Source organism: Amycolatopsis sp. NBRC 101858 (assembly GCF_030269325.1).
GTDB classification, from domain to species: Bacteria; Actinomycetota; Actinomycetes; order Mycobacteriales; family Pseudonocardiaceae; genus Amycolatopsis; species Amycolatopsis ponsaeliensis.
The window spans coordinates 441,300-455,613 of the sequence record NZ_BSTD01000007.1 but is presented as its reverse complement, the minus strand read 5'-3'; the positions used below and the strand labels follow the sequence as shown (position 1 = coordinate 455,613).

Sequence of the window (14,314 nt, the reverse complement as noted above, 5' to 3'; positions counted from 1 at the left end):
ACGTAGCCTTGCCGGTGATCGCGGACTTCTCAAGACCGGCTCGCAGATTTCTCGCAGAGCGGTGCACGACGCTGAGCGGGATCGACGGGCGGAACCGCCGCCCGTCGCCGCGATGGGCACGGGAGTCTTGCGATGAGAACGAAACCGCCGGGCCGGCTCCGGCCGGCCGGCTTGCTGGTCACGGCCGCGCTGACGGTGCTGCTGGCCCTCCCGCTCGGGGCGGCCCCCGCGAGCGCCGCGACCGGCCAGGACGTCGTCCAGGTCGCCTCCGGCCAGCTCGGCAAGGGGTGCCAAGGAAACGGCTGGCAGTGCGACCCCGGCGCTTGGTGCGCGGACTTCCTGAAGTGGGTCTGGGACCGGGCCGGGATCGACACGAACGGGATCACCGCGGCGGCCGGGAGTGTCGTCGTCTACGGGAACAGCCGCGGCACGGTGACCGGGACGCCGCACGTCGGCGACGCGATCGTCTACAACTACAACGGCGCGGGCTACGCCGACCACGTCAACATCGTCACCGCCGTCCGCGACGACGGCCTGGTGCAGACGATCGGCGGCAACCAGGGCCCGCCCCCGGGCATCGTCAGCTTCACCGACTGGCACCGGCCGGGCGCGGACATGAACGCCACCCCGACGATCGTCCGCCCGGCGGGGATCCAGGACGCGCCGGCATCCGGCCTCGCGCCCGTCCAGGGCAGCCAGGGCACCTACAACGCGCTCACGGCGTCGGTCGAGGTGTTCGCGCGCGGCACCGACAACCTGCTCGGGCACACCTACCTCGGGCCCGACGGCCGGCACGGCGCCTGGACCGGCCACGGCGACTGGGCGCTCGCCAGCCAGCCGGTGTCGGTCTACAACCCGAACTCCGGGGCCGTCGAGGTCTACGCCCGCGACACCCTGGGCCTGCTGATCCACACCTACATCGGCCGCGACGGGCAGTACGGGCCCTGGGACGTCGTCGGCGACCGGCACATCGCCGGCCGTCCGTCGGTGGTCTACAACCCGAACTCCCGGGCCGTCGAGATCTACGCCGTCGGCACCGACGGCAAGCCCGTCCACACCTACCTCGGCGCCGACCTCGAGCACGGCCCGTGGACGGTGGCGGGGGAGTGGGTGCTGACCGACTCGCCTTCGGTGGTCTACAACCCCGTGTCGCGCGCCGTCGAGGTCTACGGGCGCGACACCTTGGGCCTGCTCGTGCACAGCTACCTCGGCGCCGACGGGCAGTACGGGCCGTGGGACGTCGTCGGTGACTGGCACCTGGCGAGCCGCCCGGTCGCGGTCTACGACGACTACCGCCGCTCGGTGGAGGTCTACGCCCAGGACACGAAGAACCTGCTGATCCACACGTACCTGGGCAGCGATCTCAAGCACGGCCCGTGGTCGGTCGTCGGCGACTGGCACATCTACGCGCCGCCGGTCCCGGTCTACAACCCGAACTCCGGCGCGGTGGAGATCTACGGGCACGACGCGCAGAACCTGCTGATCCACTCCTACCTCGACAAGAACGGGCAGCACGGCGCGTGGTCGGTGGTCAGCCCCACCCCGGTGCGCGGGCTGCTGACGGCGATCTACCACGAGTCCCGCCGGTCGGTCGAGATCTACGCCCGCGGCGACGGCGACCTGCTGGTCCACACCTACCTGGGCAGCGACCTGCAGCACGGGCCGCTGACGGTGGTCGAAGGCGGGCACGCGGTCGTCGGCGACTGAGGCGCGCGCCGATGGGGCACCGGGGGATCAGGGGGTTCGCGGTGCCCCACCGGCGGGCTCAGACGGCGGCGAGCCGGCGGAAGCGGCTGCCGTGGAACACCAGCGGCGGGTTCTCCGCCGTCTGCACGCCGTGGATGCGCAGCAGCGCGATCAGGTGGTCGCCCGCGGGGACTTCCTCCTCCAGCGAGCACTCGAGCCACGCGCTCGACCCCGTGATGAACACGCTGCTGTCCGGGCCCGTCTGCCACGCGATGTCCCGGAACCGGTCGCCGTGGCGGGCCGACAGCGACAGGCACGCCTCGTCTTGGCCCTCGGCCAGCACGCTCAGCCCGAGGCGGTGCCGGTCGCGCAGCCGGGGCCAGGTCGACGACGTCCGCTGGATGCAGAGCGACACCAGCGGCGGGGACAGCGACACCGACGTGAACGAGCTGGCGGCCATCCCGTGGGGACGGCCGTCGATGAGGGCGCACACGGCGGTGACGCCGGACGGGAAGCAGCCGAACGCTTCGCGCAACCGGCTTTCGGACGTCACGGGCTGCAGGGCGGTCATCGATGTCCTTTCACGATCGGTGGACGCAGGACTCGCACTTCCGGGACCGGGCCCTCGAAGCGTTCGACGTCGACGGCCGCGTGCTGGCCCGCGCAGCCCTGCGACAGCCGCGACGACGGCACGTCGGCGGTCAGGACGTTCGGGTTGCCGTGCGCGCACAGCGGGCCCGAGGGGTGGTCGTCGACCGGGTCGAACCACGCGCCCGTCGGGAGCTGGACCACGCCGGGCCGCAATGCTTCGTCAAGGACCGCGCCCGCCAGGCACGCGCCGCGGCCGTTGAACACCCGGACGACGTCGCCGGCCGCGATGCCGCGGGCCGCCGCGTCGGCCGGGTTGAGCCGGATCCGCTCGCGGCCCGCCACCTTGCCCGCGCGGCTCGTGTCGCCGGCGTCGAGCTGGCTGTGCAGGCGGGTGTGCGGCTGGTTTGCGATCAGCCACAGCGGCCCGGCCTCGCTCGGCGGCAGCCAGACCGGGTGGCCGGGGCAGTCCGGGTAGCCGAACCCCGCGACGGTCGTCGACGTGATCTCGATGCGGCCGCTCGGGGTGCGCAGGGGGTGGGCGGCCGGATCCGCGCGGAAGTCCGCGAACAGCGTGTGGTGTTCGCGGCCGGGCGGCAGCCGGAGTTCGCCCGCGGCCCAGAACTCCGCGAACGACGGCGTGTCCCGCCAGCCGTCGTAGAGGTGTTCCAGCCACTGCCGGGCCGTCCGGCCTTCGGTGAATTTCTCCGCAACGCCGAGCCGCGCCGACAACCCGGAGAAGATCGCGTAGTCGTCCCGTGCTTCGCCCGCGGGCGGCGCGATCCGGTGCATGGCGATCACGTGCGTGTCCCGGCGGCCGGAGCCCAGGTCCTCGCGCTCCAGCGCGGTCGTGGCGGGCAGCACGATGTCGGCGTGGCGGGCGGTGGCCGTCCAGTGCGGCTCGTGGACGACCACCGTGTCCGGCCGGGTGAACGCGCGGCGCAGGCGGTTGAGGTCCTGGTGGTGGTGGAACGGGTTGCCACCCGCCCAGTACACGAGCCGGATATCCGGGTAGCGCCGGACTTCGCCGTCGTAGTCGTACTCCTCGCCGGGGTGCAGCAGCAGATCGGCGATCCGCGCGACGGGGATGAACTCGCCGACCGGGTTCGCGCCCTGGGACAGGGACGGGATCCGCAGTTCGGGGCCGGTGTCGCCGACGTCGCCCATCGAGCCGTAGCCGTGGCCGAACCCGCCGCCCGGCAGGCCGATCTGCCCCAGCATCGCGGCCAGCGCGATGCCCGCCCACACCGGCTGCTCGCCGTGTTCGGTGCGCTGCAGCGACCACGTGACGGTGACCAGCGTCCGCTTCGCGGCCATCTCGCGGGCGAGCGCGACGATGTCGGCGGCCGGGATGCCGGTGAGGCCGGCGGCCCAAGCCGGGTCCTTGTCGCGCAGGTAGCGCTCGAACTCCGGGTAGCCGACGGTGTAGCGCTCGAGGAAGTCCTTGTCGTGCAAGCCTTCGACGACGAGCGTATGAGCCAGGGCCAGCATCAGCGCGGTGTCGGTCGCGGGCCGGATCGGGTACCACCGGGCGTCCACTGTGGACGGGATGTCGTCGCGCAGCGGGCTGACTAGTGCGACCCGGCCGCCGAACCGGGCGAGGTGCCCGGGAGTCCCGTGGACCGTGACGCCGCCGGGCGTGACGAAGACGTTCTTCTCCGGCACACCCCCGAACGCGACGATCAGCTCGGTGTGCGCGGCGATCGTCGGCCAGGTCGACGCCTGCCGCAGCACCGCGTGGGTGTCGCCGACGACGTGCGGCAGCAGCACCGACGACGTCCCGTTGCTGTAGGAGTTCCGTGACGCCGTGAAGCCGCCGATGGTGTTCAGGAACCGGTGCAGCTGGCTCTGCGCGTGGTGGAACCGGCCCGCGCTCGCCCAGCCGTAGGAGCCGCCGAAGATCGCCTGGTTGCCGTGCTCGGCCCGGACGCGGCCGAGCTCGCCGGCGAGCCGGTCGAGGACGTCGTCCCAGGGCACCTCGACGAACTCGTCGCGGCCGCGCCGGGTGTCCGGGCCCGGGCCGTCTTCCAGCCAGCCGCGGCGGACCGCCGGCCGGGCCACCCGCGTGGGGTGATCCAGCGCCGCGGCCAGGTTGCCCAGCAGCGGCGACGGCGCCGGGTCGGCCGGGTGCGGCTCGACCCGCAGCCGGCCGTCGGCGTCGACCTCGGCGGAGAAGGCGCCCCAGTGCGATGTGCTCGGCTTCATGCCCCGACGGTAACCGCGGCCGCGCGCTCCCGGACGAGCTTGACGAGCGTCCCGTAGTCGCGGGCGTCGGCCAGTGGCGAGAACCCGCGGATCAGCAGTGTGCCGACGCCGAGCCGGACGTAGTCCAGCAGCGAGTCCGCGACCTGCTCGTAGCTGCCGACCAGCGCGGTGGAGTTCCCGGCCGCGCCGGTCGTCTTCGCCACCGCCGTCCACAGCCGTTCGTCGACCACCTCACCGGTCGCCGCGGCCTCCAGCAGCCGCTGCGAGCCGACGGCTTCGCTCGAGTCGCGGCGGCCCTTGAACTCGCCGACGCGGTCCTGGGTCAGCCGCAGGATCTCGCGCGCCCGCTCCCACGCCTCGGCTTCGGTCGCCGCCGGGATCGGCCGCAGGCTGACGCTGAACGCGATGTCCCGGCCGCCCGCCGCCGCGCGGACCTGCTCGATGCGCTCGGCGATCCCGGCCAGCGGCTCGCCCCAGAACGCGTAGACGTCGGCGTGCTTGCCGCCGACCCGGATGGCGTCGGCGGACGCGCCGCCGAAGTACACCGGGATCCCGCCCGCCGGGTGGACGTCGGAGAGGCCGCCGCGGACCCGGTAGAACTCGCCCTCGTGGTCGAACGGCTCGGCCGAGTCCCACGTCCGCCGCACGACCGAGAGGAAGTCGTCGGTGCGGCGGTAGCGGGTGGGCTTGTCGGTGAAGTCGCCGTCGCGGGCCTGGTCGGCGTCGTCTCCGCCCGTGATGACGTGCAGCGCGATCCGGCCGGGGTGGAACGCGTCGAGCGTGGCGAACTTGCGGGCCAGCTGGGTCGGCGCGACGAACCCGGGCCGGTGGGCGAGCAGCACGCCGAGCCGCTCGGTGGCGGCCAGGACCTGGTCGGCGAGCACGAACCCGTCCGGGCTGCTCGCCGACTGGGCGATCAGCACCCGGTCGAACCCGGCCTCTTCGTGCGTGCGGGCGACTTCGCGCAGGTAGCCGGGCTGGATGATCGGGCCTTCCGGCGCGATGATCTCGCTGGCCTGGCGGCCGGCGGCGTAACCGATGAACTCGAGCGTCACGGGGTCTCCTGTCCCAGGGCACGGGCGGCGGCGAAGATGTCGCTCATCCGCCAGCTTTCGTTCGGGTGGGTGCGGCGCGCCCGGCCCCAGCCGGAGTCGCGCCGGTACTGCGCGGGCCAGTCACCGGCCCGCACGGCGGTTTCGTCGACGGTGACGGGCGTGCGGCAGTCCGGATCGACGAACAGCGCGTCGACCGGGCAGTAGAGCTCGCAGAGGAAGCAGGTCTGGCAGTCGGACTGCCGCGCGATGACCGGCACGGCATCGGGAACGGCGTCGAAGACGTCGCTGGGGCACACCTGGACGCACTTGTCGCAGGCGATGCAGCGATCGGCGAGCACGAGTTCGATCACGCGGCGGCCTCCTGCCCGTCGGTACGCCAGTGCATGCCGAGGGTTTCCCGCCTGCGCAGCGCCGCCTCCTTGACCCAGCGGCCCATGGCGAGCAGGGCCGCCGTCTCGCGCGCGGCCACGGCGTCGCGGCCTTCGCCGGTCAGCGCGGACTCGACCTCCGTCCACAAAGTATTCAATGTAGACAAAGAGGCACGGAGACCCGGCCCGTCGCGGAACATGTTCTTGTCGTAGGCGTTCAGCTCGTCGCGCACGACGTCGATCACGCCGGCGGTGTCCACGGTGGCCGTCCGGCCGCTCGGGCGGATCCCCGCGCGGCCCGCCGGACGCAGCGGTGCCGAGCCGGCCGTACGCGCGTGGCGGACCGCGGCGCGGCCGGCCCAGGTGCCCGACGACACCGCCCACGCGGAGTTCGGCGACCCGCCGCCGGAGATCGCGCCGACGATCGGGACCCGGCTCGCGACGTCGCCCGCGGCGAACAGGCCGGGTACGTCCGTGGCGCAGTCCGGGGCCGTGACGGTGAGCCCGCCGACCCCGCGGATCGTGCCTTCGCCGAGCAGCGTGACCTCGAACCGGTCGGTGTACGGGTCGAGGCCGCGGCGGGTGAAGGGCAGCAGGAAGTTCGGCTGCACCACCGGCATCGTGCGGCGCACCCAGTCCGGCGCCCGGTCGAGGGTGGTGAACACCGGGCCGCGCAGCAGGGCCGCGGCGAGGACGCGGTTGCGGTCCGGGCCGGACGGCAGCGCGATCTCGTGGCCGCCGGCGTCGGTGTAGGTGCCGAACAGGTACGACATCGACCGCGCCATCGTCGAGAACGCCGGGGCGAGCGTGTAGTAGTTGGAGAACTCCATGCCCGACAGGCGGGCGCCGGCTTCGACGGCCATCAGGTGCCCGTCGCCGGTGTTGCCGCGGGAACCCAGCAGGTGCGACCGGAACGCCGTCCCGCCGGTCGCCAGCACGACCGCACCCGCGCGGACCTGCCAGGTCCCGCCCGCCTGGCGCCGGACCCCGGCCGCGCCACCCACCGAACCGTCCGGCCGCAGCAGCAGTTCGAGCGCCGGGTGGTGGTCGAGGATCCGGACCCCGGCGCGGTGGACGAGACCGCGCATCGCGCGCAGGTACTCCGGCCCGCGCACGTTGTGGGTGCGGTCGGGTACGCCGTCGCGGACCGGGAACGGGTAGTACCGGTCCAAAGCGGGCAGTCGCTCCCAGGTCGTGCGCAGGACGCGCAGCGCCTGTTCGTGATCGGCGAGCCCGCCGGCGTGCGCGTGCCGCTCGGTCACCGCGCGCTCGTGGTCCTCGGGCCGGACGAACCAGTGCGTGACCCCGGCCGTGGCGGTGACGCCGCTGGTGCCGCAGTAGCCCTTGTCCGCGAGCACGACGTCCCCACCGGCCTGGGCCGCGGCCAAGGCCGTCCAGGTCGCCGCGAGGCCGCCCCCGATGACCAGCACGTCGGCGTTCACCGGGTCTCGGCCAGTTCGGCGACGCCGAGTTCGGCGAGCAGGCGATGGCGCAGCTCGTCGAACGCGGGGTTGCGGCGGCTGCGTTCGCCGTCGAAGTCGACGCGGTGGTCGGCGGCGAGCCGGCCTTCGCGGAGGGCGACCACGCGGTCGGCGAGCAGGATCGCCTCGTCGACGTCGTGGGTGACGAGCAGGACGGCCGGGCGGTGCGCGGCGACCAGCTGCCGGACCAGGGCGTGCATCTTGATCCGGGTGAGCGCGTCGAGGGCGGCGAACGGCTCGTCGAGCAGCAGCAGCCGCGGCTCGCGCACCAGGGCCCGGGCGAGCGCGACGCGCTGGGCCTCGCCGCCGGACAACGTGACCGGCCAGGCGTCGAGGTGCCCGGCCAAGCCGACTTCGGCCAGCGCGCGGGCCGCGGCCGCGCGGGGCAGGCCGACGGCGACGTTCTGCCAGACCCGCCGCCACGGCAGCAGCCGGTGCTCCTGGAAGACCACCATCCGCTCGGCCGGGGCCTCGAGCTCGCCGCCGCCGGCCGCGTCGAGCCCGGCGAGCAGGCGCAGCAACGTCGTCTTGCCGCAGCCGCTTTCGCCGATCAGCGCGACGAACTCGCCGGGTGCGATGTCGAGGTCGAGTCCACTCAGGACGGTCCGGTCGCCGAAGCTCTTGGTGAGCCCGCGCACGCGGACGGCGGTCGTCACAGCTTCACCGCGTGGTCGGCGATCGTGATCGGGCCGCTGAGGATCTTGCGCTGGGTGAGCCAGTCGGCGCCGCGCTGCAGTTGCGCGATCCCCTCGTCGTCGATCAGCGCCAGCTTCGTCTGCACGTTCTTGGCGGCCATCTTGTCCAGCACGGCCTGTGGGTAGTGCGAGACGGCATTGCCGATGTCCAGGGACTCCTTGTAGTGCTGGTTCTGCCAGTCGTAGTCGGCCTGGAACGCGGCGATCACCTTGCGGATCGTGTCGGCGTTCTGCTCGGCGTAGTCGCGGCGGACGAGGTAGCTGGTGAAGTCGATCTGGAAGTCCAGCTCGTCGCCGTCGACGAAGATGGGCTTGGCGCCGTACTGGACCTCGGCGATCTCGCGGAAGCCCTGCCAGATGGCCCAGGCGTCGATCTTCCCGGCGCCGAACGCGGCCGACGCCTCGGGCGGGTTGAGGTAGGTGACCTTCACCGACTCGCGCGGCACGTGGTACTTCTCCAGCGCGGCCACCAGCAGGAACTCACCGAGCCCGGCCTTGTTGACCGCGACGGTCCTGCCGGCCAGGTCGGTGACCTTCTCGATGCCGGTGTGCGCGCCGGCGACGATCGCGGTGGTCCGCGGGGTCGACGCCGCCCAGGCGACGTAGACGAGGTCGGCGCCCGAGAGGATCGCCTGGTCGGCCGGGGTGGTGCTGCCGCCGAAGCTGAAGTCGGCGGTGCCACCGACGACGGCCTGCAGCGTCGGCGCGTGGTTGGGGAACGGTCCCACCCACTCGACCGAGAGGCCCTGGTCCTTCAGCGTTTTTTCCAGCACACCACGGGCTTTGGGCACGGAGATGGTGCTGTAGGTCAGCCGGACCTTGCCCTGGGTGGCGCCGCCGGCCGAACCGGCGCAGGCGGCGAGCGGGGCGGCCAGCGCGGTGAGTCCGGCTGCGGTCAGGAACGTGCGGCGCGAAAGTGTCATGGCGGTTCCTCAGGCGGTCAGGCGGGCGTAGGTGGGGTGCCAGCGCAGCAGGCGGCGTTCGAGCAGGCGGGTGACGAGGTCGCAGAGGATCCCGATCACGGCGTAGATGAGCACGACGAGCACGATCACGTCGGTCTGCAGGAACTCGCGGGCGTTGGTGGCCATGAACCCGAGCCCGGCGTCGGCACCGAGCGTCTCGGCGATCACCAGCGCGAGCCAGGCCGCGGTGAGCGACAGCCGCAGCCCGCCGAGGATCGACGGCAGCGCGCCCGGCAGCACGACCCAGCGGATCCGCGCGGCCCGGCCGAGGCCGACGATGTCGGCCATCTCCAGCAGCTTCGGGTCGATCTGCCGGATGCCGAGCACGGTGGTCAGGTAGAGCGGGACCGCGGTCCCCAGTGAGATCAGGAAGATCTTCCCGGCCTCGCCGATCCCGAACCAGACGATGACCAGCGGCAGGATGGCCAGGAACGGCACCGCGCGCACCATCTGGATGCTGCGGTCCAGCAGCGCTTCGGCCACTTTGGACAGACCGACCAGCAGCCCGGCCCCGAGGCCGAGGCTCGCGCCGATCGCGAACCCGGTGGCCGAGCGCTGGAGGCTGGCGAGCAGGTTCGTCACGAGCTCGCCGTCGGCCAGCAGGTCGCCTGCCTTGACCAGCACGCTGCTCGGCGCGGGCAGGACCTGCCGGGGCAGGATCCCGGCCCGGGCCAGCAGTTCCCAGAAGACGAGCAGGGCCACCGGCGTCAGCCACGACACGGCCCGGTACGGGAACCGGACCCGGGCGGCCGGCCGGTCGAGGACGCGCGTCACCGGGGATCGAGCCCGGAGTCGATGTACTCGGTCAGCTTCTTGCCGCCCGGGAACAGGCCTTGCTGCACCCAGGTGTCGTAGGTCTTCTGCAGCTGCGCGGCGAGCGCGGCGTCGACCGGGATCCGCTGGTAGGTGGTTTCGTCCGGCCGGACCTGGGTGGCGATTTCGATCGGCTGGTGGGCGAAGCCGGCGTACCACTTGTCGAACGCTTCGGGGTTGTCCTTCGACCACGCGTAGCTCTTGTCGACGCGGCTCGCGAAGTCCTGGATGGCCGTGCGCTTGCGCGGGTCGCCCAGGGCTTTGTCGGTGGCGGACAACACGTTGAGGCCGGAGTTGATGCCCGCGCCGTCGGACAGGACGCGGGCGCCGAGCTCGCCGCGGGCCCGGGCGGCGTAGACGCTCCAGGTGGCCCAGGCGTCGATGTTGCCGGTCGAGAACGCGCCGTTCGCTTCGGACGGGGCGAGGAAGTTGAGCGTGACGTCCTTGTCCGAGAGACCGGCCTGTTTCAGGGCGCCGATCACCAGGTAGTGCGCGACGCTGCCGCGGGTCGTGGGGGAGATGCGCTTGCCCTTGAGGTCGGCGACCGTGCGGGCCGGACTGTCCTTCGGCACCAGCAGGTAGGTGCCCTTGCCGCCGTTGCTCCAGGCCGCGGCGACCTTGATCTTCGAGCCGCCGGCGATCGCGGTCACCGTGGGGGAGTCGTTGGCGCCGCCGATGTCGATGGCGTCCGCGCGCAGGGCCTCGTGCAGGTTGACCGCGGCGGCGAACTGCGACCACTCGATCTTGTAGGGCAGGTTGTCGAGCAGCCCGGCCGCCTTCAGCCGGGACTGCGTGGCACCGGTCTGGTCGCCGACGCGCAGCACGACCTCGCCGGAAGCGTCCGAAGTGGACGATCCGCACGCCGTCAGCGTGGTGAGGCCGAGCAACGCGGCCACGAGCAGGGCGAGCCGGGGTTTCGAGGGCATGCGGGAACTCCCCAATGCGGTGTCGGCCGCGGAGATTCGGTGTCGGGGGCCGGGCTAATCAGTCACCGGCATGTGTCTATTTTCCCCGGGGCCGGGGGAGAGTCAATGCTCGCGCCGCGGTTCCCACGAGCCGGGAAGGATCTACAGTGGACGGTCGGCGGCCGCCGCGCGCACGGCGTCGAGGTATTCGCGCAGCGGGCGCCAGCCGGGCACGACGAACCGGCCGCCGGGACCGGTGAAGGTCAGCGTCGGCAGGGCGTAGCGGACGTGGTGTTCGAGGTGCTTCGCGCGACCGCTGTGCGGTCCGGGCGCGGTGATGTCGAGGACTTCCGGGCACGGGTTGCGCGTCTCACGCCAGTCGGCGCGGACGGCTCGGCGGACTTCGTCACTCAGCATGGCCGTGTGCAACGCGTCGAGGTCGAGGCCGGGGACGTCCTTCACCGCCGCGAGCACACCCTCGGTGTCATCGGCCGGGGTGCCGTGCACGAACGTCGTCTCGCGCAGCCGTCTCAGGACCAGCTCGGCGACGGCTTCCCCTTGCGCCTCCGCCGCTTTCGCGGCCAGCGAGGCCGGCCAGCTCGTCTTCGCGACCCAGCACAGGCGAGGCGGTTTCGGCGCGCCGGTGTGCTCGGTGACGCCGTCGATGAACTTCGCGTACCAGGCGGCTTCCGCGGCCGGGTCCGGCGCGGGGTCCTCGTCGTCGTCGAAGAGGATGCCGAAGACCCGGCGCCACCGGACGCCGGGGAGCTCCGCCCGCAGCCGGCGGAACTTCGGCTCCGAACCCCACGCCCACGGGCAGGCGGGGTCGGTGTACTCGACGACTTCGAGCGCCGGCGCCACGCGTCAGTCCTCGGGCACGTCGACCGGGGACCACAGGCTCGGCAGGTTGACCACGATGCCCTCCTGGCTGCTGCGGGCGATGATGACCACCGCCTCTTCGTCGGTCGGGTTCTCCTCGCGGTGCGGCACGTACGGCGGCACGAAGATGTAGTCCCCGGGCCCGGTTTCGATGCGGATCTCCTCCTCGCCGTCGGCGAAGACGAACACCGGGTGCCCGGACTTGACGTAGATCGCCGTCTCGGCCTCGCCGTGGTGGTGGTCGCCGGAGTTGGTGACCGGCGCGACGTGCGTCTCGCCCATCCACACCTTCGACGAGCCGACGGTCTTGCCGGAGATCGCCTCCAGGCGCGTCATCCCGGTGGTCTGGTTGGTGTCGCCGGTCAGGTCCGCGCCGCGGATGTGCCGCAGCGGCTGGTGCCACAGGTCGGTCATGGGATTGCTCCTCCTCAGGTGGCGACCCGGGCGGGGGCCGCGTCGGTCAGCAGGCCGGCGATCGTCGTCGCGCGCAGGATCGCGTCGAGCCCGGCTTCGACGTCCGACCAGAACGGGGTCAGGCCGGCGGCGGTGCCGTGGTAGGCCAGTGCGGGCCGGGGCTCGCCGCGGACGGAGAGGAACTCGCCGTCGACCGCCACGACGGCGTCCCGCACGGTGATCTCGCCGGCCGCCCTGGCCAGCCAGTAGCCGCCCTCGCAGCCGCGCTGGCTGCGGACCAGCCCGGCCTGGCGCAGGTCGCGGATGACCGCCTTGATGAACCGCGCGGGGATGTCCTGGGTGGACGCGACGGCTTCGCACGTGATTGGCCGCGTGGTGTCCGCGGCGAGCTCGAGCAGCACCCTGATCGCGTAGTCCGCTCTGGCCGAGATGCGCATGCCCGCCATCATCCCCGGACCAGCGCCGGGGCGCTCGTCCCGGCCCGCAGCCATTCCAGGAACTGGACGAGCTCGGCGGCGACGCTGCGGTGGTCCAGGTCGTTGAGCACGTCGTGGCGGCCACCGGCGACGAGCACGAACCGGGCCCGGGGGAGGCTTGCGGCGAAGGTGCGTGCGGCCTCGGGGGACGCGACGCGGTCGGCCTCGCCGTGCAGCACCAGGACGGGCACGTCCGGTTCGGCGGCCCGGTCCGGGACCGGGCCGCGCAGCTCGCCGGGGGAGAACCGGGGGTCGCCGTCGAGCAGGGCACGGTGGACCGGGCACGCGGTCCGCGCGTCCAGCTCGTCCGTCCAGCCGCCCGGCGCGCCGAGCGGCAGGCCGCTGGCGACCACCGCGGCGACCGGTGGTCGCGTCGCCAGCTCGAGTGCGCGCAGGGCGCCGGTGTCGTGCCCGAGCAGCACCACCGGGCCCGGCCCGGCGTCGGCTTCGGACGTGGTGACGTGATACCCGTCGAAGGCCAGCCGCGTGCCGAGCCGGTGGTAGAGCGCCGGGTGCTCGCCGCGGCCGGGCAGCAGGACGACCGTGCCGCGGACGGTGACTCCCCCGGGAGGAGCCCAGCGGGTCTCGGCGGCGAGGGTCATACGGCGGCCGCCGTGGCGGGCCGGCGCTCGCGGCGGGCCAGCTCGGACCGCACCAGTGGCAGCAGGTACCTGCCGTAGTCGATCGCGTCGTCGAGCGGGTCGTAGCCGCGGATCAGCAGCGTCGTGACGCCGATGCCGACGTAGTCCAGCAGCGCCTCGGCGACGGTTTCGGGCGTGCCGACCAGCGCGGTCGAGTTGCCGGCGGCCCCGGTCGCGGTGGCCAGCGGTGTCCACAGTGCACGGTCGTGGCGGTCGGCTTTCGCCGCCGCGGCCAGCAACCGGACGCTGCCGACGTTGGTGGGCGCCCCGCCGTCCCGCCATTCGCGCGCCGCCTTCGCCGCGCCGGTCGCGGTGATCTTGTCGAGGATCCGCTCCGCGCGTTCCCAAGCCAGTTCTTCGGTCGGCGCGAGGATGGGCCGGAAGGACACGCTGATCCCGGGCGGGGTGAGCCGGCCGGCCGCCTTCGCCGCCGCCCGGACGGACGCGATCTGCTCCGCCGTTTCCTTCAGCGGTTCACCCCAGAGCGCGAAGACGTCGGCGTGCTCGCCGCCGACGCGGTAGGCCGCTTCCGAGGAACCGCCGAAGTAGAGCGGGATCCGCGGGTTCTGCAGCGGCCGCACCTGCGGGGTGTAGTCGTCGAGCCGGTAGTGCTTGCCGTGGTGGGAGAACGCGGACCCGGACGTCCAGGCGCGCTTGAGGATCTCGAGGTACTCGCCGGTGCGCTCGTAGCGCTCGTCCTTGGTCAGGTAGTCGCCGTCGCGGGCCTGCTCGACGTCGCTGCCGCCGGTGATGGTGTGCACCGCGACGCGCCCGCCGCTGAAGTGGTCGAGGGTGGCGAACGCACGCGCCGCCAGCGTCGGCGCGACGAAGCCGGGCCGGTGCGCGATCAGCACGCCGAGGCGTTCGGTGTGGGCGGCCGCGTAGGCGGCGACCTGCTGGCCCTCCGGCCAGCCCGCGCCGTAGCCGATGAGCACGCGGTCGAAGCCGCCGTCCTCGTGCGCCCGGGCGAACCGGCGGACGTAGGCGGGGTCGATGACCGGTCCTCTGGCCGGCCGGGTCTCGCTCGCGTCCTGGGTGCCGATCATGCCGACGAACTCGACGGGCATCTGCTTTCCTTTCGCCGCAAGACAAACGCAACGGTAGGGAACGGCATCCGCGGTCGCCCTGTCAATTGGGCATCTTCAG

Annotated in this window: 15 protein-coding genes; 1 reads left to right on the top strand and 14 read right to left on the bottom strand. The window is 72.9% G+C overall.

The window, feature by feature from the left end; translation table 11 throughout:
- Nucleotides 1-132 precede the first annotated feature (132 nt).
- Nucleotides 133-1,707: a DUF8189 domain-containing protein gene (locus QSK39_RS45520; RefSeq protein WP_285484040.1), complete on the top strand. Its 1,575-nt coding sequence runs from the start codon at nucleotides 133-135 to the stop codon at nucleotides 1,705-1,707.
- Between the two features lie 58 nt (nucleotides 1,708-1,765).
- On the opposite strand, the gene QSK39_RS45515 is transcribed toward QSK39_RS45520, so the two are convergent.
- The 14 genes from QSK39_RS45515 to QSK39_RS45450 all read right to left on the bottom strand — a co-directional run bounded on the left by QSK39_RS45515 (nucleotide 1,766) and on the right by QSK39_RS45450 (nucleotide 14,235).
- The gene (locus QSK39_RS45515) at nucleotides 1,766-2,257 is read right to left on the bottom strand and encodes a flavin reductase family protein (protein WP_285484039.1); all 492 of its coding nucleotides are present in this window, start codon (nucleotides 2,255-2,257) and stop codon (nucleotides 1,766-1,768) included.
- A complete protein-coding gene (locus QSK39_RS45510) occupies nucleotides 2,254-4,479 on the bottom strand; it encodes a molybdopterin-dependent oxidoreductase (protein ID WP_285484038.1) in 2,226 nt (741 codons plus the stop codon). The genes QSK39_RS45515 and QSK39_RS45510 overlap by 4 nt, the downstream gene beginning before the upstream one ends.
- Entirely contained in the window at nucleotides 4,476-5,534 is a 1,059-nt protein-coding gene (locus QSK39_RS45505) for an LLM class flavin-dependent oxidoreductase (protein WP_285484037.1), read from the bottom strand. Before QSK39_RS45505 ends, QSK39_RS45510 begins: the two co-directional genes overlap by 4 nt.
- On the bottom strand, nucleotides 5,531-5,884 hold the full coding sequence (locus tag QSK39_RS45500) for a 4Fe-4S dicluster domain-containing protein (RefSeq protein ID WP_284740137.1): 354 nt from the start codon (nucleotides 5,882-5,884) through the stop codon (nucleotides 5,531-5,533). The genes QSK39_RS45505 and QSK39_RS45500 overlap by 4 nt, the downstream gene beginning before the upstream one ends.
- Nucleotides 5,881-7,344: an FAD-dependent oxidoreductase gene (locus QSK39_RS45495; protein ID WP_285484036.1), complete on the bottom strand. Its 1,464-nt coding sequence runs from the start codon at nucleotides 7,342-7,344 to the stop codon at nucleotides 5,881-5,883. Before QSK39_RS45495 ends, QSK39_RS45500 begins: the two co-directional genes overlap by 4 nt.
- Nucleotides 7,341-8,039, bottom strand: a complete 699-nt coding sequence (locus QSK39_RS45490) for an ABC transporter ATP-binding protein (protein ID WP_285484035.1) — start codon at nucleotides 8,037-8,039, stop codon at nucleotides 7,341-7,343. Before QSK39_RS45490 ends, QSK39_RS45495 begins: the two co-directional genes overlap by 4 nt.
- On the bottom strand, nucleotides 8,036-9,001 hold the full coding sequence (locus tag QSK39_RS45485) for an ABC transporter substrate-binding protein (protein ID WP_285484034.1): 966 nt from the start codon (nucleotides 8,999-9,001) through the stop codon (nucleotides 8,036-8,038). Before QSK39_RS45485 ends, QSK39_RS45490 begins: the two co-directional genes overlap by 4 nt.
- 9 nt (nucleotides 9,002-9,010) lie before the next feature.
- Nucleotides 9,011-9,814 carry an ABC transporter permease subunit gene (locus QSK39_RS45480; RefSeq protein WP_285484033.1) on the bottom strand — a complete coding sequence of 268 codons (804 nt, stop codon included), beginning with the start codon at nucleotides 9,812-9,814 and terminating at the stop codon, nucleotides 9,011-9,013.
- The gene (locus tag QSK39_RS45475) at nucleotides 9,811-10,779 is read right to left on the bottom strand and encodes an ABC transporter substrate-binding protein (protein ID WP_285484032.1); all 969 of its coding nucleotides are present in this window, start codon (nucleotides 10,777-10,779) and stop codon (nucleotides 9,811-9,813) included. The genes QSK39_RS45480 and QSK39_RS45475 overlap by 4 nt, the downstream gene beginning before the upstream one ends.
- Before the next feature lie 141 nt (nucleotides 10,780-10,920).
- Nucleotides 10,921-11,619 (bottom strand): DsbA family oxidoreductase, encoded by a 699-nt coding sequence (locus tag QSK39_RS45470; protein ID WP_285484031.1) that lies wholly within the window; start codon nucleotides 11,617-11,619, stop codon nucleotides 10,921-10,923.
- Nucleotides 11,620-11,622: 3 nt separating this feature from the next.
- Entirely contained in the window at nucleotides 11,623-12,051 is a 429-nt protein-coding gene (locus tag QSK39_RS45465) for a cupin domain-containing protein (RefSeq protein WP_285484030.1), read from the bottom strand.
- Between the two features lie 14 nt (nucleotides 12,052-12,065).
- On the bottom strand, nucleotides 12,066-12,488 hold the full coding sequence (locus QSK39_RS45460) for an RrF2 family transcriptional regulator (RefSeq protein ID WP_285484029.1): 423 nt from the start codon (nucleotides 12,486-12,488) through the stop codon (nucleotides 12,066-12,068).
- A gap of 8 nt (nucleotides 12,489-12,496) precedes the next feature.
- Entirely contained in the window at nucleotides 12,497-13,129 is a 633-nt protein-coding gene (locus tag QSK39_RS45455) for an alpha/beta hydrolase (protein ID WP_285484028.1), read from the bottom strand.
- Entirely contained in the window at nucleotides 13,126-14,235 is a 1,110-nt protein-coding gene (locus QSK39_RS45450) for an LLM class flavin-dependent oxidoreductase (RefSeq protein ID WP_285484027.1), read from the bottom strand. Before QSK39_RS45450 ends, QSK39_RS45455 begins: the two co-directional genes overlap by 4 nt.
- Nucleotides 14,236-14,314 lie beyond the last annotated feature (79 nt).

Coding starts and splice junctions, on each gene's coding strand:
- QSK39_RS45450 (WP_285484027.1), bottom strand. CDS start 14,235: ATGCCCGTCGAGTTCGTCGGCATGATCGGCACCCAGGACGCGAGCGAG.
- QSK39_RS45475 (WP_285484032.1), bottom strand. CDS start 10,779: ATGCCCTCGAAACCCCGGCTCGCCCTGCTCGTGGCCGCGTTGCTCGGC.
- QSK39_RS45460 (WP_285484029.1), bottom strand. CDS start 12,488: ATGCGCATCTCGGCCAGAGCGGACTACGCGATCAGGGTGCTGCTCGAG.
- QSK39_RS45455 (WP_285484028.1), bottom strand. CDS start 13,129: ATGACCCTCGCCGCCGAGACCCGCTGGGCTCCTCCCGGGGGAGTCACC.
- QSK39_RS45515 (WP_285484039.1), bottom strand. CDS start 2,257: ATGACCGCCCTGCAGCCCGTGACGTCCGAAAGCCGGTTGCGCGAAGCG.
- QSK39_RS45510 (WP_285484038.1), bottom strand. CDS start 4,479: ATGAAGCCGAGCACATCGCACTGGGGCGCCTTCTCCGCCGAGGTCGAC.
- QSK39_RS45520 (WP_285484040.1), top strand. CDS start 133: ATGAGAACGAAACCGCCGGGCCGGCTCCGGCCGGCCGGCTTGCTGGTC.
- QSK39_RS45465 (WP_285484030.1), bottom strand. CDS start 12,051: ATGACCGACCTGTGGCACCAGCCGCTGCGGCACATCCGCGGCGCGGAC.
- QSK39_RS45485 (WP_285484034.1), bottom strand. CDS start 9,001: ATGACACTTTCGCGCCGCACGTTCCTGACCGCAGCCGGACTCACCGCG.